The 25,701-nt window shown below is 30.3% G+C and carries 23 protein-coding genes, 3 tRNA genes and 1 other annotated feature; of the genes, 22 read left to right on the top strand and 4 right to left on the bottom strand.

Annotated features, from left to right (window positions below; genetic code table 11):
* Nucleotides 1-106 precede the first annotated feature (106 nt).
* The 11 genes from H2684_RS10110 to H2684_RS10160 all read left to right on the top strand — a co-directional run bounded on the left by H2684_RS10110 (nt 107) and on the right by H2684_RS10160 (nt 9,616).
* Entirely contained in the window at nt 107-994 is an 888-nt protein-coding gene (locus H2684_RS10110; RefSeq protein ID WP_182089291.1) for a mechanosensitive ion channel family protein, read from the top strand.
* Nucleotides 995-997: 3 nt separating this feature from the next.
* On the top strand, nt 998-1,225 hold the full coding sequence (locus H2684_RS10115) for a DUF951 domain-containing protein (protein ID WP_182089292.1): 228 nt from the start codon (nt 998-1,000) through the stop codon (nt 1,223-1,225).
* Nucleotides 1,226-1,320: 95 nt separating this feature from the next.
* Nucleotides 1,321-1,611, top strand: coding sequence for a 30S ribosomal protein S6 (gene rpsF / locus H2684_RS10120; protein WP_182089293.1), 291 nt, complete (start codon nt 1,321-1,323; stop codon nt 1,609-1,611).
* A gap of 12 nt (nt 1,612-1,623) precedes the next feature.
* Complete coding sequence (locus tag H2684_RS10125) at nt 1,624-2,088, top strand: single-stranded DNA-binding protein (protein ID WP_182089294.1); 465 nt, start codon at nt 1,624-1,626, stop codon at nt 2,086-2,088.
* A 20-nt stretch (nt 2,089-2,108) separates the two neighbouring features.
* Complete coding sequence (gene rpsR / locus H2684_RS10130; RefSeq protein ID WP_182089295.1) at nt 2,109-2,366, top strand: 30S ribosomal protein S18; 258 nt, start codon at nt 2,109-2,111, stop codon at nt 2,364-2,366.
* Nucleotides 2,367-2,559: 193 nt separating this feature from the next.
* Nucleotides 2,560-2,874, top strand: a complete 315-nt coding sequence (locus H2684_RS10135; RefSeq protein ID WP_182089296.1) for a MazG-like family protein — start codon at nt 2,560-2,562, stop codon at nt 2,872-2,874.
* Between the two features lie 11 nt (nt 2,875-2,885).
* Nucleotides 2,886-3,875 carry a YybS family protein gene (locus H2684_RS10140; protein WP_182089297.1) on the top strand — a complete coding sequence of 330 codons (990 nt, stop codon included), beginning with the start codon at nt 2,886-2,888 and terminating at the stop codon, nt 3,873-3,875.
* A gap of 22 nt (nt 3,876-3,897) precedes the next feature.
* On the top strand, nt 3,898-5,877 hold the full coding sequence (locus H2684_RS10145) for a DHH family phosphoesterase (protein ID WP_182089298.1): 1,980 nt from the start codon (nt 3,898-3,900) through the stop codon (nt 5,875-5,877).
* Nucleotides 5,877-6,320, top strand: coding sequence for a 50S ribosomal protein L9 (gene rplI, locus H2684_RS10150; RefSeq protein ID WP_182089299.1), 444 nt, complete (start codon nt 5,877-5,879; stop codon nt 6,318-6,320). The genes H2684_RS10145 and rplI overlap by 1 nt, the downstream gene beginning before the upstream one ends.
* Nucleotides 6,321-6,332: 12 nt before the next feature.
* Nucleotides 6,333-8,243 carry a Lon family ATP-dependent protease gene (lonC, locus tag H2684_RS10155; protein WP_182089300.1) on the top strand — a complete coding sequence of 637 codons (1,911 nt, stop codon included), beginning with the start codon at nt 6,333-6,335 and terminating at the stop codon, nt 8,241-8,243.
* 35 nt (nt 8,244-8,278) lie between these two features.
* On the top strand, nt 8,279-9,616 hold the full coding sequence (locus H2684_RS10160) for a replicative DNA helicase (protein ID WP_182089301.1): 1,338 nt from the start codon (nt 8,279-8,281) through the stop codon (nt 9,614-9,616).
* A gap of 66 nt (nt 9,617-9,682) precedes the next feature.
* Here H2684_RS10160 and hsp18 read toward each other — a convergent pair whose 3' ends face one another.
* Nucleotides 9,683-10,129, bottom strand: a complete 447-nt coding sequence (hsp18, locus tag H2684_RS10165; protein ID WP_182089302.1) for a heat shock protein Hsp18 — start codon at nt 10,127-10,129, stop codon at nt 9,683-9,685.
* 279 nt (nt 10,130-10,408) lie between these two features.
* Here hsp18 and H2684_RS10170 point away from each other — a divergent pair.
* Nucleotides 10,409-10,484, top strand: a tRNA-Thr gene (locus H2684_RS10170).
* An 85-nt stretch (nt 10,485-10,569) separates the two neighbouring features.
* Here the strand turns inward: H2684_RS10170 and H2684_RS10175 are convergent.
* Both H2684_RS10175 and H2684_RS10180 read right to left on the bottom strand, forming a co-directional pair.
* The gene (locus H2684_RS10175; protein WP_182089303.1) at nt 10,570-11,988 is read right to left on the bottom strand and encodes a cell wall-binding repeat-containing protein; all 1,419 of its coding nucleotides are present in this window, start codon (nt 11,986-11,988) and stop codon (nt 10,570-10,572) included.
* 290 nt (nt 11,989-12,278) lie between these two features.
* Nucleotides 12,279-12,680, bottom strand: a complete 402-nt coding sequence (locus H2684_RS10180; protein ID WP_182089304.1) for a hypothetical protein — start codon at nt 12,678-12,680, stop codon at nt 12,279-12,281.
* 281 nt (nt 12,681-12,961) lie between these two features.
* Nucleotides 12,962-13,157, top strand: a binding site (T-box leader).
* A 49-nt stretch (nt 13,158-13,206) separates the two neighbouring features.
* Here H2684_RS10180 and serS point away from each other — a divergent pair.
* The 3 genes from serS to H2684_RS10195 all read left to right on the top strand — a co-directional run bounded on the left by serS (nt 13,207) and on the right by H2684_RS10195 (nt 15,000).
* Nucleotides 13,207-14,487: a serine--tRNA ligase gene (gene serS / locus H2684_RS10185; RefSeq protein ID WP_182089305.1), complete on the top strand. Its 1,281-nt coding sequence runs from the start codon at nt 13,207-13,209 to the stop codon at nt 14,485-14,487.
* Nucleotides 14,488-14,801: 314 nt separating this feature from the next.
* Nucleotides 14,802-14,892, top strand: a tRNA-Ser gene (locus H2684_RS10190).
* 17 nt (nt 14,893-14,909) lie between these two features.
* Nucleotides 14,910-15,000, top strand: a tRNA-Ser gene (locus H2684_RS10195).
* 184 nt (nt 15,001-15,184) lie between these two features.
* Here H2684_RS10195 and H2684_RS10200 read toward each other — a convergent pair.
* Entirely contained in the window at nt 15,185-16,144 is a 960-nt protein-coding gene (locus H2684_RS10200) for a helix-turn-helix transcriptional regulator (protein ID WP_182089306.1), read from the bottom strand.
* Nucleotides 16,145-16,718: 574 nt separating this feature from the next.
* Here H2684_RS10200 and nifH point away from each other — a divergent pair.
* From nifH to nifB, 7 genes are all read left to right on the top strand, one after another.
* The gene (nifH, locus tag H2684_RS10205; protein WP_182089307.1) at nt 16,719-17,537 is read left to right on the top strand and encodes a nitrogenase iron protein; all 819 of its coding nucleotides are present in this window, start codon (nt 16,719-16,721) and stop codon (nt 17,535-17,537) included.
* Between the two features lie 159 nt (nt 17,538-17,696).
* Entirely contained in the window at nt 17,697-18,023 is a 327-nt protein-coding gene (locus H2684_RS10210; protein ID WP_182089308.1) for a P-II family nitrogen regulator, read from the top strand.
* 13 nt (nt 18,024-18,036) lie between these two features.
* Nucleotides 18,037-18,429 carry a P-II family nitrogen regulator gene (locus tag H2684_RS10215; protein WP_182089309.1) on the top strand — a complete coding sequence of 131 codons (393 nt, stop codon included), beginning with the start codon at nt 18,037-18,039 and terminating at the stop codon, nt 18,427-18,429.
* 21 nt (nt 18,430-18,450) lie between these two features.
* A complete protein-coding gene (nifD, locus tag H2684_RS10220) occupies nt 18,451-20,079 on the top strand; it encodes a nitrogenase molybdenum-iron protein alpha chain (RefSeq protein ID WP_182089310.1) in 1,629 nt (542 codons plus the stop codon).
* Nucleotides 20,079-21,440, top strand: a complete 1,362-nt coding sequence (nifK, locus tag H2684_RS10225; protein WP_182089311.1) for a nitrogenase molybdenum-iron protein subunit beta — start codon at nt 20,079-20,081, stop codon at nt 21,438-21,440. Before nifD ends, nifK begins: the two co-directional genes overlap by 1 nt.
* 71 nt (nt 21,441-21,511) lie before the next feature.
* Nucleotides 21,512-22,948: a nitrogenase iron-molybdenum cofactor biosynthesis protein NifE gene (gene nifE, locus H2684_RS10230; RefSeq protein ID WP_182089312.1), complete on the top strand. Its 1,437-nt coding sequence runs from the start codon at nt 21,512-21,514 to the stop codon at nt 22,946-22,948.
* A 25-nt stretch (nt 22,949-22,973) separates the two neighbouring features.
* Nucleotides 22,974-25,694 carry a nitrogenase cofactor biosynthesis protein NifB gene (nifB, locus tag H2684_RS10235; protein WP_182089313.1) on the top strand — a complete coding sequence of 907 codons (2,721 nt, stop codon included), beginning with the start codon at nt 22,974-22,976 and terminating at the stop codon, nt 25,692-25,694.
* Nucleotides 25,695-25,701: the final 7 nt, after the last annotated feature.

The raw sequence follows: 25,701 nt of genomic DNA on the forward strand, positions 1-25,701 counted from the left end.
ATAAATTTTAGTGATAGAAAAAAATAGCCCTCATGGGGCTAGAAGAATGAAGGTCTTAGAGTTATGCTCAAGGCTATGATTGATGTATAATGAGGTGGAAAATATAATGAAATATAACTTACAAGCCATATTTAGTATAAGTTTATTTAGTAAAGAATTGAGTATAGGCAAATTTTCTATATCAGAAGAGAAATTAGAAGGCTTTTTTTATAGTATTATAAAAATAATTGTGATATTGATTTTGATGTATATCATAATAAAAGTTGGAGATATAATTATAAATAAATATATAAAAAGGCAAAGCAAATTTAAAATATCTCTAAATGAAAAAAAATCTAAGACCATTGGAGCTATATTGAAAAGTGCGCTAAAATATTCTGTATATTTTTTTGGAATATTTGCAATAATTTCAATAATATCTCCTACACTTACAATAAGCGGAATTACATTTGCAGGAATTGGAGGTGTTGCTTTAGGATTAGGAGCTCAAAATTTAATTAAAGATGTAATAAATGGTTTCTTTATATTATTTGAAGATCAATTTTCTGTAGGTGATTATGTTGATATTGAAGATAAAAGTGGTATTATTGAAAGTTTTGAACTTAGAGTTACTAAATTAAGAGATTTTAATGGTGATCTACATATAATTCCAAATGGACTTATTACTAAAGTTACAAATCATTCAAGGGGAAATATGAGAATAATAGTTGATATAGATATTTCTTACAATGAAGATGTAAATTTAATTATATCCAAGATATCAGAGCTATGTGAAAAATTTTCAAAAGAAAATAAGGCTGTTACAGAAGGACCTAGTGTTTATGGAGTAACTAATTTAAAAGATGGCGTTGCAACAATAAGAATCCTTGGGAAAACTAAACCTATGGAACAATTTGATTTGGAGATAAAGTTAAGGCAGGAAATTATTGAAATGCTCAAGAAAAATAATATAAAAGTACCATATAAAAAAATTGAAATTATAAAGGGGGACTAATAATTGAGAAAATCTTTTTATATTGGTGATATAGTTGAAATGAAGAAAGGACATCCTTGTGGAAGTAATAATTGGGAAGTAATAAGACTTGGGGCAGATATTAAAATAAGGTGTTTAGGTTGTGGAAGAATAGTTATGCTAACTAGAAGTAAATTTGAAAAGCGTGTAAAGAAAATTATAAAGCAAAATAAACCAGAAGAAAATGAAACAGAAAAAAGAATTGTTGATTAAAATCGAATTATATGATAAAATAAAAACTTGTAATCCCTGCTGTGAAATTATAAAAAATCACAGCCGTTAGTCCGAGGGGAGGAGGTGAAGATTTAATGAGAAAATATGAAACAATATTTATATTGAAGCCATCATTAGATGAGGAGAGCTTTAAGTCTAATGTTGAAAAGTTTAAAGATGTTATACAAAATGCCGGAGGAGTAATAGACAACGTTGATATTTGGGGTAAGAGAAAGCTTGCCTATGAAATAGATAAAGTTAACGAAGGATATTATACTTTGATAAATTTCAGTGCTGAACCTGAATTACCTAAAGAATTAGACAGAGTATTCAGAATTACAGATAGTGTTATAAGACATATAATTGTAAATGATGAAAAAAAATAGGTGGTGTTTTGGTTGAACAGAGTTGTTTTAATTGGAAGGTTAACTAAAGATCCTGAGTTGAAATTTACACCAGGAAATGGTACACCTGTTGCCACCTTTACATTAGCCGTTGATAGAAGATTTTCTAAATCGAAAGATGGACGAAAAGAAGCTGATTTTATACCTATTGTAATATGGGGTAAGCAGGCTGAATCTACAGTAAATTATATGAGCAAAGGTAAACTTGTAGGTATTGCTGGTAGAATTCAAACTGGTAGTTATGAAGCTAAAGACGGTACGAGAAGATATACTACTGAAGTTGTTGCAGATGAAATTCAATTTTTGGAGTGGGGAGATAGAGTTCAAGGTTCATCAAGTAATATGATGTCTTCTCAATCTAATAATTTTACAAATACTCAACAGATTAATAGAGATTTTAATGAGTCTGATTATGGAGATGATATAACTCCTGTAGATGATGGAGATATACCATTTTAATATGGTAAGGAGGGAAGTTTATGGCAAACGGTAAGGATAATGGAAGAAAAAATTCAGGAAGAATGAGAAGATCAAAGAGAAAAGTTTGTGCATTTTGTGCAGACAAATCTGAATCCATAGATTATAAAGATATAAATAAATTGAGAAAGTATGTTACTGAAAGAGGAAAAATTCTTCCAAGAAGAATTTCTGGTAACTGTGCTAAACATCAAAGAGAGCTTACTGAAGCTATAAAGAGAGCACGAAATATAGCTTTGTTACCATTTACAACAGAGTAATAAAGTTGATTTATTAGGTCATTAGTGTGTATACTAATGACCTTTATTTTTATAATAAAGTATAAATTGGGTATAATTAGTAATAGAAAGTTATATTTAATATTCTGGATTATATACAAATAAATGTATTTTTGTTGCATAAAGTTTGATAAATTATTAAAATAATAATAAAAGCTATAAGGGGATGATTGATGTGAAAAAGGAAGATTTTAATATAATGCAAAATGTAAAAATAATAGAAGAATTGAAAGCGGATCTTCTATGTACTATAGGAGATTTTTTTAAGCTACTTACAAAAGGAAGTAATGTAGCCCATGAAACTATATTAGAGTGTATTTCCGGGGCAATAATAATACTATATTTATTGGCAAATAGATTAGGATATTCACATACTGCAGTAGATGAAACAATGAAAAAGAAATTAAAGATTGGTATAATTGAAGAAGATGAAATTGAGAAAAGAGGAAAAGATCTTACTAAATTATATAATCATATTAAAGAAAGATAATGGAGGTAAAAATGCAAAATAGAAATTATAATGCCAAATCTATAGTAGAAGCAGGACTAACAATAGCTCTTATAGTAGCTATTATGTTGGTTTGCACATATATACCGATTTTTTTTATGTTAACAAATTTTATTCTTCCAATACCTATAGCAGTATTATATATTAGACAAAATTACAAAGTTGCTATAATTTCTGTACTTATAAGTATAGTTCTTATGACAATTTTCTATAATCCAGTAAGTGCTGTGACTTTAGGAATTCTTATTGGAGTAGTAGGGATTACTTTTGGATATTGTGTTAAAGATAAAAAGGATTTCTCAACTAGTATGTTATTATTAACAGTAGCAGTTTTTATATCTACCATTGCTTATTTTTCAATATACATAAATATTATGACCAATAATGGAATTTATGGATTTGTAAGTGATACTATAGTAAAGCCTTTAAAAGATTCAATGGCTATGAATAAAAGTTTATATGAAAAAATGGGAGTTGATAGTAGTCAATTAAATAGTATGGAAAGTACTATAGCTTTATTTACACCAGAATACATAATGAGACTTATACCAGGAATGTTATTTATAGGATCAATTTTTAGTGCTTATTTAACTTATTTGATAGGTAATAGTATACTTAAAAAGTTAAGATATGATATAGTACCTATAAGACCTTTTAAGAAAATATATATAGGCCCGAAAATTGGAGCAATAGTAGGAATTCTACTCGTTATAGGATTGATACTTAATAGAAAGAATATTGAATTAGCAAATTATTTTATAAATTCATCAGCTTTAATATTTCAATTTATATTTGTAATAGATGGATTGGCACTGGCATCATTTTACCTAAACCGTAAAACGCACATATCAAATAAAGTAATTACTATAATTTTAATATTTACTTTACTAATTAGATTCTATTTTATCTATATATTTTTAGGACTTGTAGATGCTATAGTTGATTTTAGAAAGTTAGATCCAACTAGAACATATAAAAAATAATGGCAGGAGGTTTGCTTTCATTATGGAAAGTGACGATAGTTATTTTATTAAAGATAATAAGATTTATATGATAATAATTGCCATGCTTATAATAGTTATATTATTATATGGGCATATATTTGTTGGACTTTTAGCTATAGCAATGTATTTACTTCTTGTAGTATATAATATAAAAAATACTAGGGAAAGAAAATATGAATGGAAAAAGTTTATTGAAAATTTTTCTTCAAAGTTAGATGTTGCAACTAGAAGTACACTTGTAAAATTACCATTTCCACTAGTTATAATAAAAAAGGATGGTAATGTGCTTTGGTATAATCAAAAGTTCTCAAATGCTATTGATGGAAAAGATGTACTAGGTACAAATATAAGTACTTTTATAAATAAATTTAATACTAGAAAACTTATAAATGAAGGTATATTTAAACGTATTAAATTAAATCACAGATATTATGATATATATAGTCATATAGTAAATACTTCAGAAAATGATAAGGATAAAATTATACTTTTGTATTTCTATGATATAACTGACTTAGTTGCAACTTTAGAATCTATAAATGAGAAAAAGTGTACTGTCATGTTAATTGAAATAGATAATTTTGATGATGTATTGAAGAGTGTTTCAGAAAGTGATAGACCATTTATAATAGCAGAAGTAGAGAAAGTTATAAATATGTATGCTCAGGAATTAAAAGCTATGGTTAGAAAATATGAACCAAATAAATATATACTTTCAGTGGAAAATAAGTATATAAATGAACAGATGAAGAAAAAGTTTGAGATACTTGACACTGTTAGAAATATAAAAGTAGGAAATAAATTGTCAATGACTCTTAGTATAGGAGTGGGACGAGGAGGAGATAATCCCTTTGAGAATGAAAAATATTCAGTTTCTGCAAAAGAACTTGCTTTAAGCAGAGGTGGGGATCAAGCTGTTGTAAAAAGTTCGGATAAACTCTTATTCTATGGTGGTACAACAAAAGAGGTAGAAAAGAGAACTAAAGTGAAAGCTAGGGTAATAGCACATGCTCTTGTTGATATAGTTAACGACAGCGATAAAGTCTTTATAATGGGACATAAAAAGCCAGATATAGATTGTCTTGGATCATCTATAGGTATTTGTAATATAGTAAGAAGCTTAAAAAAAGAATGTAATATAATATTAGATGACGTAAATTTAAGTATAAAGCCTATATTTAGTAAGATAAAAGATGATTCAGATTATAAAAATACATTTATTCACGAGAAGGATTGTATCGATAAGATAGATAAGAATAGTCTTTTAATAATTGTAGATGTACACAGCAAAAGTTATGTTCAAGACATGAAATTGGTTGAAAAGTTTGATAGAATAGTTATTATAGATCATCATAGGAGAGCACCTGATTTTATAGAAGAGAATCTTTTAAGTTATATTGAACCATACGCATCATCAACATCTGAAATGGTTACTGAGATGTTGCCATATATTATAGATAATCCAAAATTAAAAGTTATAGAAGCAGAAGCGCTTCTTGCAGGTATATGTGTTGATACAAAGAACTTTTATTTTAAAACTGGTGCAAGAACTTTTGAAGCTGCATCATTTTTAAGAAGATTGGGAGCAGATACTATTGATATAAAAAAATTTTTTTCCTATGATTTAAACACATATTTGGATAAATCAGAAATAATACGTTCAGCTAAAATTTATAATAATATTGCAATAGCCGTATGTCCTGATAAGATAAAGGATACTGTTCTAGCAGCACAAGTAGCAGATGAATTATTAAATTTTACATCTATTAAAGCATCATTTGTTCTTATTAAAATAAAAGATGAAATATTTATAAGTGGAAGGTCACTTGGAGATGTAAATGTCCAAATTATACTTGAATCACTAGGTGGAGGAGGACATATGACAATGGCAGGTACAAGGTTAATATCTTCTAGTATAGAAGATGTTTTACAAAAATTGAAAGTAGCTATTGATAAGTATATTGAGGAGGTACGAAAATAATGAAAGTTATATTGATTAAGAATGTAAAATCCTTAGGTAAGAAAGGTGAAGTAGTTAACGTTTCAGATGGTTATGCTAGAAATTTTTTATTGCCAAGAGGATATGCTAAAGAAGCGAATGATGTAAATATTCACATATTGAACAATAAAAAGGAAGCAGAGAGAAAGCAAAAACTAGAGGAAATAGAAGCTGCTCAAAAATTAGCAAATAGTTTAAAAGGAAAAGAGATAAGGCTACAAGTTAAGTGTGGGGAAAACGGAAAACTATTTGGAGCTATAACAGGAAAAGATATTGCAGATAAATTGAATAAGGAATTTAATATAAAAGTTGATAAGAAAAAAATAGTTATGGATAATATAAAGAGTATTGGGAAATATGATGTTGAAGTGAAGTTATATCCAGAAATATCTTCTAAGATAAAAGTAGTGATTGAGGAAAAATAAGGAGGAAAATTGGTGAAAGTAGAATCAATTGATGGATTAAATAAAGATATAGAAGAAGAAAGCGTGCCGCTTAAGAGTCAAGTTAATATGCTGTACGATATAATGAAGCAAGCAATTAATGAAAGATTAATAAGATCTAGAATTTCTGTGTATAAGCTTGAAAATTATATAAATAGCAGCAATATATATAAAAAATTATATGCAATAAATAAAATTGTAAGTAATGGGAATGGAATTAAAAAAGTACCTGATAGTTCTAATGTTAATGATGCTTTGGAAGATACTGATAAATGGCTTGCTGATATTTTGACAAGAACATATGTGAAAAAGAAAATTGAACAACAAGTAGAATCAAATCTTGCAGAGAGGCAAGATAAATATATGGATGAGGTTAGGCTTAGTATAATAAAAAAGCACAAAGGTGCCGAAAATGCTAAAACTTTAAAAAAGTATAATGAGTTGCAAATGTTGGATTCAAAGCGACTAAATAAGAACATACAGGAACTTTTAAGACCAGAGTCCTTTGATGAAATTGTAGGACAAAAAAGAGCTATTCAATCTATACTGTCAAAAATAGCTTCACCATATCCACAACATATAATTCTTTATGGACCACCAGGAGTAGGTAAGACTACAGCAGCTAGAATTGCACTTGAAGAAGCTAAAAAATTAAAATATACTCCTTTTGATAAAAATGCAAAATTCGTAGAAGTTGATGGTACTACACTTAGATGGGATCCTAGAGAGATTACAAATCCACTTTTAGGATCTGTACATGATCCAATATATCAGGGATCTAAAAAGGACTTAGCTGAAACTGGAATACCTGAGCCTAAATTAGGTCTTGTAACAGAGGCACATGGTGGAGTTTTGTTTATTGATGAAATAGGTGAATTAGATGAAATGCTCCAAAATAAACTTTTAAAAGTTTTGGAGGATAAAAGAGTTGAGTTTTCATCATCATATTATGACCCGGATGATGAAAATATACCTAAATATGTAAAATACCTTTTTGAAAAAGGAGCACCAGCTGATTTTATACTTATAGGTGCAACTACAAGAGAGCCTAGTGAAATAAATCCAGCACTTAGATCTAGGTGTACAGAAGTTTACTTTGAGCCGCTTAGTATTTCTGATATACAACTTATTGTAAAAAATGCTGCACAAAAACTAAAAATAGAGTTGGAAGATGGTGTTGCAGAACTTATAAGCAATTATACTATAGAAGGTAGAAAAGCTATCAATATATTATCTGATGTTTATGGATATGTTTTGTATAAAAGGAGTTTAAATAGTGATTCAGTAAATATTGATAATATAAAGATATCTTTAGAGGACTTAAATAAAGTTATATCAATAGGAAGACTTGTACCATTTGAAAATTTACATCCAGATAAAAAATATGAAGTTGGACATATTTATGGATTAGGTGTAAGTGGATATATTGGATCTACTATAGAAATAGAGGCAGTTGCCTTTCCTGCAAAAGAAAGGGGAAAGGGAAAAATAAGATTCAATGATACAGCTGGAAGTATGGCAAAGGATTCTGTATTTAATGCTGCTTCTGTAATAAGAAGAGTAACTGATAAAGATATAGGAGATTATGATATACATGTAAATGTAATAGGCGGTGGAAGGATAGATGGACCATCTGCTGGAGCTGCAATAACCATTTGTATTATAAGTTCAATTTTAAATAAGCCTTTAAGACAGGATATGGCTATAACTGGTGAAATATCTTTAAGAGGAAATATAAAACCTGTTGGAGGAATATTTGAAAAAGTCTATGGGGCAAGACGAAAGGGAATAAAACTCATAGCTTTGCCAAAGGAGAATTTGAAAGAAGTTCCTGTTGATATTGATGACATAGAGGTAAAACCTGTGGCTAATATTGATGAACTAATGGATATAGTTTTTAAATAGTCTTTGATTAATAAAACTTAGGAGAGATGGTTTTTATGGATGGACCTTTGAAGAGTATGCCTCACAATATAGAAGCAGAGCAAAGTGTAATTGGGTCTATGCTTATAGATAAGGCTTCTATAGCACAGGTTATGGAAACTTTGAAACCTGATGATTTTTATAAAGATGCTCACAAGACTATATTTGAATCAATATTAAATCTATATCAGAAGGATATAGCAGTAGATATAATAACCTTGGCCGAGGACTTAAAGTCTAAAAATAAACTGGAGTCTGCAGGCGGAATAACATATATAAGTGAACTTGGAGGATCCGTTATTTCTACTGCTAATCTACAGTCCTATATTAAAATTGTTAAGGATAAATCTACACTTAGAAAGCTCATAAGGTCATGTACTGTTGTAATAGAGGAAAGCTACAAAAATCAAGATGATGTAACTGGAGTTATTGATTTAGCGGAAAAATCTATATTTGATTTATCAAATGATAGAAATACTTCTGATTTTGAACCAATGAATGCTGTATTAGAAAGAGGATTTTTAGAAATAGAGAGATTGTTTAACAATAAAGGTCAGACTACAGGAATTTCATCTGGATTTAGAGAGTTAGATGCTAAAACTTCAGGATTTCAAAAGGGAGATATGATACTTGTGGCAGCAAGGCCATCTATGGGGAAAACTACTTTTGCCTTGAATATAGCAGAATATGCTGCATTAAGGGAAGGAAAAAAGGTAGCTATTTTTTCACTTGAAATGTCTAAAGAACAGTTAGCCTATAAGTTGCTTTGTTCTGAAGCTCATGTTGATATGTTAAATTTGAGAACAGGAAATTTAAGTGACAAAGATTGGGAAAACATTGCAAGAGCATCAGGGCCTCTTGCAGCAGCAAATATATTTATAGATGATACTGCAGCTATATCTGTTATGGAAATGAGATCGAAATGTAGAAGAATTAAGATAGAACACGGTATAGATTTAGTAATAATAGATTATCTTCAATTAATGAGAGGCGGAAGAGGATCAGAAAATAGACAGCAGGAGGTTTCCGAAATATCTAGGTCAATTAAAGCATTAGCTAAGGAAATTCAATGTCCAATTATCGCATTATCACAGTTATCACGTGCTCCAGAGGCAAGGACAGATCATAGACCTATGTTATCGGATCTTAGAGAGTCAGGATCTATAGAACAAGATGCTGATATTGTAATGTTTTTATATAGAGATGAATATTATGATAAGGAAACAGAAGATAAAAATGTAGCAGAATGTATTATTGCAAAGCAAAGGAATGGTCCTACTGGAACAGTAAAATTGGCTTGGCTTGGTCAATTTAGTAAATTTGGAAATTTAGATGTAGTACATCAAGAATATTAAAATTATAATAAAATACGATACTGTCTAAAACTTATGGCAGTACCGTATTTTAAAAAGATTATATTTTTAATCTATATTAATTCTAGTATTCTCTTTTGGTGTTTTTTGTAATTTTGGAAGACAAACTTTCAAAACTCCATCTCTGAAAGAAGCGGTTATATTATTTTTATCTACATTATCAATGTAAAAACTTCTCTTAAAATCTCCATAGCATATTTCACGTCTTATATAATTATCATTATTTTCTTCTTTTGAATCAGCTCTCTTAGCGGATATTGTTAAATAGTTATTGTCATATTCTGCAGTTATTGCATCTTTTTTTACGCCAGGGAGATCAGCTTCTACAAAATATGCATCATCGGTTTCTTTGAGATCAGCTCTAAATCCATTACCAAATCCATATGCATTAAATGGTGCAAAGAAATTATTGTTAAAAAACGAATCAACAAAGTTTTCAAAATCAGAACCTCTTCCTAATGAATTATTTCTTCTAAATGGAACCATATCAAACATATTTATCAACCTCCTGAATTTTTTATTATCTTTATTACACTATTATAATAGAATAAAAGTCAAAGAAAGTCAAAGTCAATAAATTGGAGATTTAATTAGAAATATGGTAATAGGAAAAGTAAATTATATATAATTTATTGTAAATAATTTATTTTAAAATATACATAAATATCTAGCCTGTTTTATATATTAAGAGTATTTTTACAAGATTTTTTTAGGCTGGATTTATAATTTATTTGATTAAAATGATTTTTTGTATTAAAATAAATATGTTGTTTTGCTCCTATAGCTCAGCTGGTAGAGCAATTGATTCGTAATCAAGAGGTCGCAGGTTCGACTCCTGTTAGGAGCACCATAGATTTGTCAAAATAGATTTATAAAATAAGAAGAGTTAAATCAAATATTTTGATTTAACTCTTCTTATATTATTTCATAAATTTTTATTTATTGTTCAAATTATATACATCTTTATGATTAACTACAATAGCTACATTTTTTAATGATGTTATTAAAGATTTATCAAAAGTACAATCATTTAATTCTATAGCATATAAATAATATATATTATCAAAATCATTAGCATTATTAACCGAACAATTATTTAATGTTAATCCAATTAAATTCGGAAAATACTTTAAATCAGATAAATTAGTAACTCCATTTAATGTTAATCCTGTAGCTTGTTTAGCCTCTCCAAGAGTTATATTAGTTTTACCTAAACTTTTTTCAGCTTCTTCTTTAAATTTTTCATCACTGAAAGGAACAATATCTGTATCTTTTAAACCATTTGGATTAGGAGCAATATTCTTATTTAATATTGCTTCTATTTTGTTAGGCATATTAGAAGATACAACTCCAGTTCCTCCAAATATTAATCCTCCTGAAAGAGTATTTTCTATAGGCTCTACTGTATATGGAAAATTTTCACCATCTGTTAATACTAACTTATAATTCATTTTAGCAGCTAATGCTGATCCAGTTAAAGAATCTGGAAATGTTTTATCATTTGCTACCGCTACACCTGTATAATTTTCAAGTTTACCTTCACCTTTTTCAAGTTCTGCTATATTATCATAATCATAGATACGGAAAATACCTCTATCTGAATTATATAAACTACCTTTTATTCCTAATACTTTATCACTTCCTATAATATTAATACTTTGTATATGCTGATCTCTAAAAATCAAATTTGAAACTTCTGAATTTAGAGTATCACCATCACTAAAAAGTATTGCGACGTGTCCTTGAGCTGCACTTACCGCTGTTGCCATAGCATATTGAAATTGCTTACCTGTTGTTATAACAACAGTTCCATCTGCACCTATTTTCTCATCTGTACTAGGATATTTAGCCCATAATACTTTTGCAATTTGAACCGCTGTATCATATCTATCTTTACCAGCTATTCTAGTAACATTGTAGCCTTGAGCTTTTAGACTATTTTCTATCGATTGAGATACGACTCCAGTTCCACCAAGGATAGTTATATTTTTAGGTTTCAACCTTTTAATTTCCGTACTAACTACAGTTGGTATTGAATTGTGTCTTGTAATTAAAATAGGAGCATCTTCAGAATATGCAAGAGGAGTACCTGCAAGTGCGTCTGCAAATTCAGTATTAGTTTCCGCTCCTGCTAAAAATACAGTATCAGCACTTTTCCAACCATATTGAGAAATTTGAACCGCTGTTTCATATCTATCTTTACCACCGAGCCTTGTTACTCTGCTGGTTTGTTGCTCTGTTGTAATTGACTCCGCTTTTACTATATTTGTTTTATTCTGTATATTTGTTGAACTAAAAATTGGCAAACATATAGCCACACTCATAACAATTCCTATTAATTTTTTACTTTTCATTTTATACCTCCAAATAGTAACCACTAGATGTTATTATTTTCTGTAATTCTATATTTTTATTATACTACCTAATATTGTCTATATCAAACTGAATTAGATAATTATAATATAAAATTAATTATAATTATATTTAATTTTAAAAGTATTACCTTTTATCTGTTTTGCTAGATGTTATAAAAAGGAAAGCAGTTATTGAAAAGTAAAAATATACCCTAATCCTTGCTATATTTTATGTATCAAGGAATTAAGGTATATTACTTATAGATAAAATATTTTAATTAATAAATATTTTATGGTAAAGAATGTTTCTTTAAAAATTGTTGGATTTCATCTACTTGTTCTAGATCTTTGTCACTAGCGTAAAATAATTTTTTAGCCATTATACTGTATATTGTTTCAACTTTAAATCCATGAATTATAGTAAATTTGCAGGGCCTATTATCTTCATATAATAATACATTAGGTTTTAAATCAGTAATTTTTTTCTTTCTTTCTATTCTGTATATATAGTTATTTCTTTTGATTAAATTATTGAATATATTTTGCCTACAATTAATAATTAAATAATCTACACTTTCCTTAATACCATAAATCACTAAAGCAGATCTATTACTAAGCCAAAAATCAGTTGGTCTTAAAATTTTATTGTCAACTATATAATTAAGCTCTTTTAGTATATCATTTTTATCCATTTTATATTTATCTCCTTTTAAAATTAAATATATATTTATTAAAATATTGAATAAATATGTAAACGTTTTAAAAATAGAATTCTAATGAATAATGGTATTATATAAATATTATAACAATATATTACTATTAGTCAATATAAATATCATCAATAGATATTCAAGTTATTGCATAGTAAAATTCATATTTAGGACATTATCATCTTTCAATCATAATAAGAAAAATAATACAAGCTGTTTTATTGACATACAAATATATTTAATATATAATGTAAGCAAAATTTGATTGACCTGTGAAGAGTTTAGTAATAATATATCAAATTTAAGAGAATCAGTGTTATGGTGTGAACTGATATTGTTGTGTTATGAATCCAGCTTGGAGGTAGCTGTTCAAATAACAGCTCGGAGTAACCGTTATATTTTAAGAGAGCCAAATATTTGGCTAATTAGGGTGGCAACGCGGAGCTTTTCGTCCCTTTAGGGATAGAAACTCCTTTTTTATTTATAAAATTAAGGAGGACTGTATAATATGTTAGATTTAAAAAAAATAAGAAATAATCCAGAAGAGGTTAAAAAACTTCTGTCAAATAGAGGAGAAGATTTTGATCTATCTTATATAGATAAAGTTGTTGAACTGGATGAAAAGAGAAGAAATATATTAATAGAAGTTGAGGAGTTAAAAAAGAATAGAAATGAAGCTTCATCTAAAATAGCCAAAATGAAAAAAAATGGAGAAAGTATAGACCATGTTTTATCTGATATGAAAAAACTATCTGATGAAATAAAAGAATATGATATAAAGCTTGGAAAAATTGATGAAGATATAAAGTATATAATGCTTAGAATACCTAATATTCCAAATCCTCAGGTTCCAGAAGGTAAATCCGATGCTGATAATGTAGAAATAAGACGATGGTCAGAGCCTACTAAATTTGATTTTGATCCAAAGCCTCATTGGGATATTGGAGTAAATTTAAATATATTGGATTTTGAAAGAGCAGGAAAAGTTACAGGTTCAAGATTTACTTTTTATAAAGGATTAGGAGCTAGATTGGAAAGAGCTCTTATAAGTTATTTTTTAGATGTTCATACTGAAGAGCATGGATATGAGGAAATATTGCCACCTTATATGGTAAATAGAACAAGTATGATAGGCACAGGTCAGCTTCCAAAATTTGAAGAAGATGCTTTTAAAGTTGCAAATAATGATTACTTTTTAATACCTACAGCTGAGGTACCAGTTACAAATTTGTATAGAAATGAAATCTTGAAAGGATCTGACTTACCTATAAAACATGTAGCTTATAGTGCATGCTTTAGATCTGAAGCTGGTTCTGCAGGAAGGGACACAAGAGGTCTTGTAAGACAGCATCAATTCAATAAAGTTGAGCTCGTAAAGTTTAGTAAACCTGAAGAATCTTATGAAGAACTAGAGAAACTTACAAGAGATGCAGAAGACGTTTTACAAAGATTGAAGATACCTTATAGAGTTGTTAGAATTTGTAAAGGGGACTTAGGGTTTACAGCTGCACTTAAATATGATATTGAAGTATGGATGCCAAGTTATAACAGGTATGTAGAGATATCAAGCTGTAGTAACTTTGAGGATTTCCAGGCAAGACGTGCTAATATAAAATATAAAGAGACTCCTAAAGATAAACCTAAGTATGTTCATACATTAAATGGTTCAGGAGTAGCTATAGGAAGAACAGTTGCGGCTATACTTGAGAATTATCAAAAAGAAGATGGTACTGTTGAAATTCCAGAAGTTCTTAGACCATATATGGGTGGAAAAGATGTAATTAAATAAAGATAATTATATAAGTTTATATGAGTAATTTTGCAATTTGTAATATATAAGTTATTACAAATTGCAAAATTAAAGTTAAATCAACCTTTCTAATAATGTCCACCTCATTTCTTTTCTATGAGATTTTATTATAATATAAATTTTATTTATTTGGGACATTTTCATCTTTCTTATACTAGGACATTATCATCTTTCAATCATAAATAACACAAATAAATTAAAATTTTTACTTGACAGTTTAAAAATTGTATATTATAATAATCTCTGTTGTGGTCGTTCTTATGAATTGACTCAAATATTAAATTAAAATATGCGGAAAGATGGTCGAGTTGGTTTAAGGCACCGGTCTTGAAAACCGGCGTACGGGTGACCGTACCAAGGGTTCGAATCCCTTTCTTTCCGCCATTATTTTTGTAAGACATGGAGAAATACTCAAGTGGCTGAAGAGGCGCCCCTGCTAAGGGCGTAGATCGGGTAACCGGTGCGAGGGTTCAAATCCCTCTTTCTCCGCCAGTCTAATATGATTATGTCGAATAATTGTATGTAGTAAAGTGCTATTTGAATTAGAAAATTCAAGTAGCACTTTTGTGTATTCAGCATTTTTGAATAAAAAATCCTTACATATTATGAGCTAAGTATCATATTAATTTTATATATCTAGTCTAAATCATTTTTTTGAAATTTTACCTTTTTTAATCTATAATTCAGCTACAATATTTCCAGTTTCCGTTAGATCATATCCGCCTATACCAATGAGTTCTGATTTAAAGCTATCAGAACGTAGTATCTTTATTATAGTCTTAAAAGGCAAATCATTTATATTTTCTGTTTTTATAACAAGTTCATATCTTTCTTTTTGAAGAGGTATGAAGTCTATATCTTTAACCTGAAGGCTTGCTTTTTCATTTCCTACTGCAATATCTGCTCCTCCTCTTGCTACAGTACTTGCTACAGCTAAATGGGAAAAACATTCTCTGTCATATCCTTTTATTGATTTACTATCTATGTTTAATAGTTTTAAATGTTCATCTAAAAGAATTCTTGTTCCGCATCCTTTTTCTCTGTTTATTATAGTTATATCAGGTCTTGATAAATCATCCCATCCATGAATTTTTTTTGGATTTTCCTTGGCTACATAAAATCCCTGCATTCTGCAGGCAAGATGAATAATTGTAGTGGGTATTCCAGGTAAGAGTCTTCTTACAAAAGGTATGTTATATTTTCCTGAATCACTATCCCACAAATGTGCTGTAGCTACTTGTATTTTACCTAGATAAAGTGATAGTAGACTATTATAGCTTCCCACATATGATCTAAATATCCTTATATTTGGAAGGTGGAATTCTATGTATCTTGAAAGTATATCAAGAAGTACATCCTGGCCGCAAATTACAAAACTATTATTTTTGTTGTTGTTTTGTTGTGAGAATATATCTATAATTGATTGATTGCTACTGTTTAACAGATTGACTTGATCTATATTAGTGTTTTTTGTTTTGTTTTTATAATTTTCTACATCTTTAAAATCTATACGAATTTTTTTACCCACTTTGAAACTGTTTAGTTCACCTCTTTTGATAAGTTCATAAACAGTATTTTTAGATATTTTAAGCATATCTGCGACTTCTTGGGGTGTCAAAACAGTGTTGTCCAACATAAAGTACCTCCTCCTTTGAAAGTTAAATAAACGTCTAGTAAAATTTCAAAAAATAATAGTTTGATATTTTAAAAGCTAATATTATATTAATCTGTTTTATTTATATTGATTTTAATACAAATATATTAAAATTACAACTTTATTTAATATTGGAAAAAATATTATAGATATAAAATAAATAAATTTTTAATTTTTGTAAAATAACAACACACAATAAATAACAACCAATATTCCTATAAAAATATAAAATTAACTTATAAGGTTTATAAGATTATAAAACTATATATTATGTAATTATTTTTTTGTGTATATAAAATTTACTAGTGAATAAAAGGTGATAAAACATTTCAAAACATTGTGATAATAATTATCAACATGTAATTATCAAAATAATAATTACATAGGTATATTTTAATTAAATTAATATTTTATATATGTAAAATATAATAAATTATCAAAAAATCTATTGCGCTTTAAAAATTATTATGATATATTTGATAATAAATTATTGAACATTATAGAGTTACAGACATAATTTCATTTTAAAAAATCTAATAGTAAGGGAGAATGAAAAATGAGACAAGTAGCTATTTATGGAAAAGGTGGAATTGGAAAATCTACAACAACACAAAATCTTACTGCAGGCTTAGGAGAAATGGGCAAGAAGATAATGGTAGTTGGTTGCGACCCTAAAGCAGATTCTACAAGGCTTCTTTTAGGGGGACTTGCTCAGAAGACAGTTTTAGATACTTTGAGGGAAGAAGGAGAAGATGTAGATCTGGATTCAATATTAAAGACAGGCTTTGAAGGAATAAAATGCGTTGAATCAGGTGGACCTGAACCAGGAGTTGGATGTGCAGGAAGAGGTATAATAACTTCAATTAACATGTTAGAGCAGCTTGGTGCATATACGGATGATCTCGATTATGTATTCTACGATGTACTTGGTGATGTTGTATGTGGTGGATTTGCAATGCCAATACGTGAAGGCAAGGCACAGGAGATATATATAGTAGCCAGCGGTGAAATGATGGCAATGTACGCAGCAAACAACATATCAAAAGGTATAAGTAAATTTGCCAATACTGGTGGAGTTAGACTTGGTGGAATTATATGTAATAGCAGAAAGGTACCAAATGAATACGAGCTTTTGGATTCTTTTGCTAAGAAACTTGGAAGTCAACTAATCTATTTTGTACCAAGAAGTCCTGAAGTTACAAAGGCAGAAATAAATAAACAGACTGTTATACAATATGATCCAAAGGCAAAACAAGCAGATGAATATAGACAGCTTGCAAAAGCAATAGATGGAAATGACATGTTTGTAATACCAAAGCCAATGGCTCAAGAAGAACTTGAGGCAATACTTATGGAACATGGCTTAATGGATTAGAACTGATATGAAAATTAAAAATAAAAAAGCATTTCAAAATTTGGGGAAATATAGAGAAAAAAATCTCCTGATTCTGCAAAATCAAGAGATATATTAAAAGATAATAATAAATTAATCTAATATCATATAGTTTAACACAAAGAAGGGGAGTGTTCAATAATGCTTATGGTTAAAGCTATCATAAGGCCAGAAAAAGTAACAACAGTACTTTCGGAATTATGTGATGCTGGTTTTCCAGCAGTTACTAAGTTTGATGTAGTGGGCAGAGGTAAACAAAGAGGAGTAAAAGTCGGAGAAATATTCTATGATGAAATTCCAAAACAGATGCTTCTTATAATAATAAAAGATGAAGATAAAGATGACATTGTAAAAATAATAACTAAGAATGCGAAAACAGGAAGTAAAGGGGCTTTTGGAGATGGAAAGATATTTATAGTCCCTGTGGAAGAAGCATATACAATAAGTTCTGGAACGAAGGAATTATAAGGAGGCACGTAATATGAAAGAAGTTATGGCTGTCATTAGAATGGACATGGTGGGTAAGACTAAAGAAGCCCTTGCAAAAGCAGGTTTCCCGTCTATTACGTGCAAAAAGGTTGTTGGGCGTGGAAAGAAAAAGGTTGGATTTTCTTTAATCAAAAATTATGTATCTGAAGAAAATATCTATGAACTTGAAAGTAAAAGTGATATAGAACAAATATCTGAAGCTCATAGATTGATTTCAAAGAGACTTATAATAATACTTGTTAAAGACGAAGATGCAGAGAAAGTTATAAATACAATAATAGAAGTAAATAAAACTGGAAATCCAGGAGATGGAAAAATATTTGTAACAAAAGTTACTGATGCTATAAGAATAAGGACGGAGAAAACTGGAGATGCCGCTATTTAAGTTTTATGAAAGGATGATTTTATGAAAAAGGAATTAAATCAAGTTATTGATGAAATTTTAGAACCATATCCAGCTAAAACCTATAAAAAAAGAAAAGAACATATAGTAGTAAAAACTAAGGAAGACCCAAATCCTGTAATTACAGCTAATGTAAGAACTATACCTGGTGTAATAACTGCAAGAGGATGTTGTTATGCAGGATGTAAAGGTGTTGTAATGGGACCTGTAAAAGATATGGTTCACATAACTCACGGTCCAGTAGGTTGTTCTTTCTATACATGGGGTGGAAGAAGAAATAAAGCAAAACCTGAAGACGGTGGACAAAATTTTATTGAATATGTGTTTGGAACGGATATGCAGGAGAAAAATATAGTTTTTGGTGGAGTTGAAAAGCTAAAGCAAGCTATAAAAGAAGCTATTGACATATTTCATCCAAAAGCAATAGGAATATATGCAACATGTCCTGTAGGACTTATCGGTGATGACATAAATGCAGTTGCAGCAGAAGCACAGAAAGAGTATGGAGTACCTGTACTTGCATTCAATTGTGAAGGATATAAAGGTGTTAGTCAATCTGCAGGACATCATATAGCAAATAATACACTTATGAGTCAAGTAATTGGAACAGGAAATAATAAACATAAGAAATATTCAGTAAACATGCTGGGAGAATACAATATTGGAGGAGACGCTTGGGAAATTGAAAGAATTCTCAATAAAATAGGATATAATGTTGTAGCTACACTTACTGGTGATGGAAGTTTTGAGCATATTCAAAATGCTGATTTAGCAGATGTGAATTTAGTACAGTGCCATAGATCCATAAACTATATTGCAGAGATGATGGAAACAAAGTACGGAACACCATGGATTAAATGTAATTTTATAGGAATAAAGGCAACAATCGATACTTTGAGAGATTTGGCCAAAGTATTTGATGATCCATATTTGTATAAGAGGACAGAAGAAGTTATTGAAGAGGAATTGAGTGCTATTGATACTGATATTGAATATTATAAAGAAAGACTGAGAGGAAAAACAGCTTGTTTGTATGTTGGAGGTTCTAGGGCACACACATATCAGGCACTTCTTAAAGATTTAGGAGTAGAAACAATTGTTGCAGGTTATGAATTTGCACATCGTGATGATTATGAAGGTAGGGAAGTAATTCCAACTATAAAGGTAGATGCAGACAGCAAAAATATACCTGAAATAACAGTTGAACCTGATAAGGAAAAATATCGTGTTATTGTTCCAAAGGAAAAAGCTGAAATTCTTAGAAAAGAAGGAGTTCCATTTGCATATTACGGTGGAATGGAAAAAGACATGAAAGATAATACAATGATAATAGATGATATGAATGGACATGAAATGGAAGAAATCATAAAAAAACTTCATCCAGATATGTTCTTAACAGGAATAAAGGAAAAGTATGTAATTGAAAAAATGGGGGTATTGTCCAGACAGCTCCATTCTTACGATTATACAGGACCATATGCAGGTTTTAAAGGTGCAGTTATATTTGCGAGAGAACTTGCAAGAGGGGTTTATAGTCCCGCATGGAAGTACCTGACTCCACCTTGGAAAAAAGATCCTTTGATAGATGGAAAGTTAATAGACGAAGTAGCAACTGCAGGGGGTGAAAAATAATGTTAGACGTAACGCCAAAAAAAATAGTAGAAAGAAAAGCTCTTAGAATAAATCCAGCTAAAACCTGTCAACCAGTAGGAGCAATGTATGCTGCTTTTGGAATTCACAATTGTCTTCCACATAGTCACGGTTCACAGGGTTGCTGTTCATATCATAGAACAGTACTTTCAAGGCACTTCAAGGAGCCTGCAATGGCATCATCAAGCTCATTTACAGAAGGTGCCAGTGTATTTGGTGGAGGTGGCAATCTAAAAACAGCTGTTAAGAATATATTTGCAATGTATAATCCTGATATAATAGCAATTCATACTACATGTCTTTCAGAAACAATAGGTGACGATATTTCTAGTTATATAAGAGACATGGAAATACCAGAGGGTAAACTTGTTATTCATACTAATACTCCAAGTTATGTAGGTTCACATGTTACTGGGTTTTCAAATATGGTAAGAGGTATGGTTGAATACTTATCAGTAAACAATGGGAAGAAAAATGGGAAAATTAATATACTTCCAGGATTTGTTGGACCTGCAGATATGAAGGAAATGAAGAGAATATTCAAGCTCATGGGAATACCATATATACTTTTCCCTGACACAAACGGAGTGTTCGATGCTCCAAACACAGGAGAGTACAAATTATTTCCAAAGGGTGGTACAAAAATTTCAGATATAATTGATGCAGGAAATTCAGATGTAACTATATCATTTGGAAGCTATGCATCAGATGATGCAGCAAAGAAGCTTGAAACTAAATGTAAGGTACCATTTGAAAGTCTTGAAACACCTATAGGAATTGATGCCATGGATGAATTATTAATGACACTTGTAAAACTTACAGGAAAAGAAGTTCCAGAAGAACTTGAAGAAGAAAGAGGACAGCTTCTTGACCTTATGCTTGATAGTGGACAATATTTCTCCGGTAAAAAGGTTGCAATAGTAGGAGATCCAGATGTTGTAATATCACTTACACAGTTTGTAATAACTCTTGGAATGATACCGAAGTATGTTATAACGGGTACTCCAGGTTCTATGTTCGAAAAGAAGATAAAAGCTATGATGGATAAGGCTGGAATAGATGGAATTGTAAAAGCAAATAGTGATTTCTTTGAAATGCATCAGCTTATAAAGAATGAGGGAGTAGATCTTTTAATATCCAATACTTATGGAAAGTTTATAGCAAGAGCGGAAAATATTCCATTTGTTAGATTTGGATTCCCTATAATGGATAGATATGGTCATCAATATACTCCAAATGTTGGTTACTCTGGAGCTATAAAATTGGTAGAATCCATGTGCAATGCAATGCTTGACAAAGTTGAAAGAGAATGTGCAGAAGAAGATTTTGAAGTTGTAAGATAATAATTAATTTCGTGAATTCAGGAGGTATAGTCCTGAATTCACTTTAAATAAAACCTTTGGGGGCGAATTTTATGGAAAATAGAAAAGAGGATCTATATGACTTTCAAATAAAAGGTAATAACTTAGAAGATAGAAGAAGAAGAGCAAGGGCTAGACTTTCTAGATTAAAAGAAGAAGAAAAAAAGTCTGAAATAATAGAGGATAGAAAAGATTTTGTCTGTTATAACTCTAAAGATAGCAAAATGAAATTAAAATGCGAGCAAGACAGTGTTTCAGGTGCAGTTAGTCAGAGAGCCTGTGTCTATTGTGGAGCCAGAGTAGTTTTGAATCCAATAACTGATGCTTTTCATCTAATTCACGGACCAATAGGATGTGCAGCATACACATGGGATTTAAGAGGAAGTTTATCAAGTGGTTCTGAATTATTTAGGAACAGTTTTTCTACAGATTTAAATGAAACAGATATTATATTTGGAGGAGAAAAGAAACTTATAAATGCTATAGATGAGATTGTAAAAAAGTTTAATACAAAGGTTATTTTCGTTTATGCTACATGTATAGTTGGTGTAATAGGAGATGATATAGATGCGGTATGCAATATGGCAGAAAAAAAATATTCCATAAGAGTTATTCCTGTAAAGTCCCCTGGTTTTTCAGGAAATAAGTCAACAGGCTATAGAGCTGCATGTGATGCCTTAATAAAACTTATAGGTGATAAAAAAGTACCTAAGAAGGCTCATGGCATAAATTATCTTGGAGATTTCAATCTGGCAGGAGAAGTATGGGTGGTACAAAATTACTTGAAGAGAATAGGTGTAGATATTGTGTCAAAACTTACTGGAGATGGAAAATACAATGAAATAATAAAAGCTCCAGAAGCAAGTTTGAATATAGTTCAGTGTGCAGGTTCAATGGGATATCTTGCAAAAAAAATGGAGGAAATGTACGGAATACCATTTATAAAAACAAGTTTTGTAGGACTTGAAGATACTGAAAATTCACTTATTCAGATTGCACATATTTTAGGTGACGAAGAAATGGTGAAAAAGGCAAAAGCTCTTATAAAAGAAGAAGAAGAAAAAATAAAACCTGAGCTTGAGTATTATAGAGGAAGGCTTAGAGGTAAAAAAGCGGCTATATATGTAGGTGGTGGATATAAGGCAATATCGCTAATAAAGCAGTTTAGAGATCTTGGAATAGAAACTGTAATGGTCGGTACCCAGACGGGGAAAGCTGAAGATTATGACATAATTGAGAAAATAACAAATCCTGGTACAGTAATTTTAGATGATGCCAATCCGTATGAACTTGAGAAATTCATGGTGGAAAAAGGTGCAGATATATTGGTTGGAGGGGTAAAAGAAAGACCACTTGCCTATAAATTGGGAGTTGCATTTTGTGATCATAACCACGAGAGAAAGCACATACTCGGTGGATTCCAAGGAGCCGTAAATTTTGCGAAGGAAATAGATCTTACAGTAAATAGCCCTGTATGGGATTATGTTTAAAATAAATTTGAGGAGATGATTTCAGATGAGTAAGAAGAAACTCGTGAATGTGGATGTAAATCCATGTAAAATGTGTATGCCAATGGGTGGAGTTATGGCATTTAAAGGTATAGAGAACAATATGGTAATTTTGCATGGATCTCAAGGCTGCAGTACTTATATAAGAAGACATATGTCTACTCATTACAATGAGCCAGTGGATATAGCATCATCTGCTCTAACTGAACAGGGTACTGTATATGGTGGAACAAAAAATTTAAAAAAAGGTCTAAATAATATGATAAAAATGTATGAACCTTCTACAATAGGAGTTCTTACTACATGTCTTGCAGAGACAATAGGAGAAGATACTAAAAGAATTGTTAGCGAATTCTTTGAAGAGGAAAAAGATAATGAGAAAATAAAAAATATAAAAATAATTACTGCTCCTACTCCTGGTTATGGAGCTACTCAAGCAGAGGGATATTATGTAGTTTTAAGAAATATAGTTGAACAAATTTGCGAAAAATCTGAAAAAACAGGAAAATTAAATATAATATGTGCAAATTTGAATCCAGGAGATGTTAGAAATGTAAAGAGGATGTTGGATGACTTTAAAATTGGATATACAATTTTGCCAGATGTATCTAATACTCTTGATTCTCCACACAATGAAAAGTACAGGAGAATTCCAAAAGGTGGTACAAAAATAGAGGATATAAAAACTATGCCAGGAGCTATAGCAACTATTGAAATGGGATGTACTATATCTGATGAAAATTCTCCTGGAACGTATTTAAGAGATAAATTTGGCGTTCCACTTTACAAGTGTCCAATACCTATAGGACTTAGGAATACTAATGAATTTTTAAAACTGATATCTAAATTAACAGGTTTTTCTATACCTGAAGAATATATAGTGCAAAGAGGAAGATATTTGGACGCTATGATAGACAACCATAAGTATACAGGGCAAGCTAGAATACTTTTATATGGTGAACCTGAAATGGTGTATGCAGTATCAAGACTTTGTGTTGAAAATGGGATACTTATAAAAATGGTTGGTATGGGGTCTAAAAATACAAAAGTTAAGGAAATGTTGAAACAGGAACTGAAATCACAGAAAGAGGATTCAATTATACTTGATGATACTGATTTTGGCACAATGGAGAATTATGTAAAAAGGCTTAATATAAACCTGTTTATAGGAAATTCTGATTCAAGAAGAATGGCAGAAAAACTTGGAATAAAAATAATAAGAATTGGTTTTCCTATTCATGATAGGGTTGGCGGACAGAGAATGGTGACTACAGGATATAATGGTTCTGCATTTTTAATAGATAGTGTTGCTAATGCGGTATTGGAACACACCCAAAACACTTATAGGAAAAAAGCTTATGATGATTTTTATGCACCTTTTCAAGAGATGAAAAATAGGGAGAAGGAAAAGAAGGTTACAGTATGTAACAATGATACTAAAAAAAGTGAAGACAAGACATATACCCATCCATGCTTTGGAGACAATGCTCATAAGTTTGCTAGAATGCACATACCAGTAGCACCAAAATGTAATATAAGTTGTAATTATTGCAACAGAAAATATGATTGTGCAAATGAGAGCAGACCAGGAGTTACCAGTGAAATTTTAAGTCCTGCTCAGGCACTTGAAAAGTTTAAGCTTGTAAAGAGCAAAATGAAGAATTTGACTGTTGTTGGAATAGCAGGACCTGGAGATGCTCTTGCCAATTTTGATAAGGTACGAGAATCATTTAAACTTATAAGAGCTGAATCACCGGATATTACATTCTGTTTATCAACGAATGGGCTTATGCTTCCGTTTTATGCAAATGAGCTTATAGAGCTTGGGGTATCTCATGTTACTGTTACTATAAATTCAGTTGACAAAAAAATAGGAGCAAAAATCTATAGGGAGGTAAATTACCTAGGACATAAGTATGAAGGTGAAGAAGGTGCACAGATACTTATGAATAATCAGCTGACTGGTATAAAGTATCTTTGTTCAAAAGGTGTAACATGCAAGGTAAATATAGTTATGCTAAAAGGTATAAATGACAAGCATATAAAAGATGTAGTGAAGAAAGTAAAGGAATGCGGAGTATACATGACAAACATAATGCAGATGATACCGGTTGAGGGAAGTAGGTTCGCGGATCTCCCACTTGTTTCAAATATTGAACTTAATGAGATGAGAAAAGATTGTGAGCTAGATATAAAGCAGATGTATCACTGCAGGCAGTGTAGGGCAGATGCAATAGGAACCCTTTCACAGGATTGTTCTATAGATTTCAGAGGATGTTCAACCTGCAGCAGTGGATGCACAAGTGGCAATAAGCAAAATAAGACTTTGGAGAAAATAGCATCAGATGTAGATGAAAGATATAAATTTGCAATATCTTCTAAAACAGGGATGAATATAGATCAACATTTTGGACATGCAACTGAATTTTATATATATTCATATGATGCTGGAACTATAAAATTTATTGAAAAGAGAAATGTAGAAAAATATTGTACAGGGATAGAAGATTGTGATAATCATGAAGATAAAATTTCAAAAATAATAAGGACTATAAAAGATTGTAATGCAGTTCTTACATTAAGAGCAGGATTTGAGCCAAAAGAAAAACTGGAATCCGCAGGGATAAAACTCATTGAGATGTACGATTCAATAAATAAAGGAATATTATGTGCAGTAAAAAAACTTTCACAAGACAACATACTGGAGGAAGGGATTAGTTCTAGATAGTCTATCC

The organism is Clostridium sp. cel8 (assembly GCF_014050525.1).
Classification (GTDB): Bacteria; Bacillota; Clostridia; order Clostridiales; family Clostridiaceae; genus Clostridium_B.

Bases quoted from the DNA above. Each gene is read 5' to 3' on its own strand.
- H2684_RS10215 (WP_182089309.1), top strand. From the start codon at position 18,037: ATGAAAGAAGTTATGGCTGTCATTAGAATGGACATGGTGGGTAAGACT.
- H2684_RS10175 (WP_182089303.1), bottom strand. From the start codon at position 11,988: ATGAAAAGTAAAAAATTAATAGGAATTGTTATGAGTGTGGCTATATGT.
- hsp18 (WP_182089302.1), bottom strand. From the start codon at position 10,129: ATGTTTGATATGGTTCCATTTAGAAGAAATAATTCATTAGGAAGAGGT.
- H2684_RS10210 (WP_182089308.1), top strand. From the start codon at position 17,697: ATGCTTATGGTTAAAGCTATCATAAGGCCAGAAAAAGTAACAACAGTA.
- rplI (WP_182089299.1), top strand. From the start codon at position 5,877: ATGAAAGTTATATTGATTAAGAATGTAAAATCCTTAGGTAAGAAAGGT.
- H2684_RS10160 (WP_182089301.1), top strand. From the start codon at position 8,279: ATGGATGGACCTTTGAAGAGTATGCCTCACAATATAGAAGCAGAGCAA.
- rpsF (WP_182089293.1), top strand. From the start codon at position 1,321: ATGAGAAAATATGAAACAATATTTATATTGAAGCCATCATTAGATGAG.
- H2684_RS10200 (WP_182089306.1), bottom strand. From the start codon at position 16,144: ATGTTGGACAACACTGTTTTGACACCCCAAGAAGTCGCAGATATGCTT.
- H2684_RS10140 (WP_182089297.1), top strand. From the start codon at position 2,886: ATGCAAAATAGAAATTATAATGCCAAATCTATAGTAGAAGCAGGACTA.
- nifH (WP_182089307.1), top strand. From the start codon at position 16,719: ATGAGACAAGTAGCTATTTATGGAAAAGGTGGAATTGGAAAATCTACA.
- nifK (WP_182089311.1), top strand. From the start codon at position 20,079: ATGTTAGACGTAACGCCAAAAAAAATAGTAGAAAGAAAAGCTCTTAGA.
- nifE (WP_182089312.1), top strand. From the start codon at position 21,512: ATGGAAAATAGAAAAGAGGATCTATATGACTTTCAAATAAAAGGTAAT.
- nifB (WP_182089313.1), top strand. From the start codon at position 22,974: ATGAGTAAGAAGAAACTCGTGAATGTGGATGTAAATCCATGTAAAATG.
- H2684_RS10110 (WP_182089291.1), top strand. From the start codon at position 107: ATGAAATATAACTTACAAGCCATATTTAGTATAAGTTTATTTAGTAAA.
- serS (WP_182089305.1), top strand. From the start codon at position 13,207: ATGTTAGATTTAAAAAAAATAAGAAATAATCCAGAAGAGGTTAAAAAA.
- nifD (WP_182089310.1), top strand. From the start codon at position 18,451: ATGAAAAAGGAATTAAATCAAGTTATTGATGAAATTTTAGAACCATAT.
- H2684_RS10145 (WP_182089298.1), top strand. From the start codon at position 3,898: ATGGAAAGTGACGATAGTTATTTTATTAAAGATAATAAGATTTATATG.
- H2684_RS10180 (WP_182089304.1), bottom strand. From the start codon at position 12,680: ATGGATAAAAATGATATACTAAAAGAGCTTAATTATATAGTTGACAAT.
- rpsR (WP_182089295.1), top strand. From the start codon at position 2,109: ATGGCAAACGGTAAGGATAATGGAAGAAAAAATTCAGGAAGAATGAGA.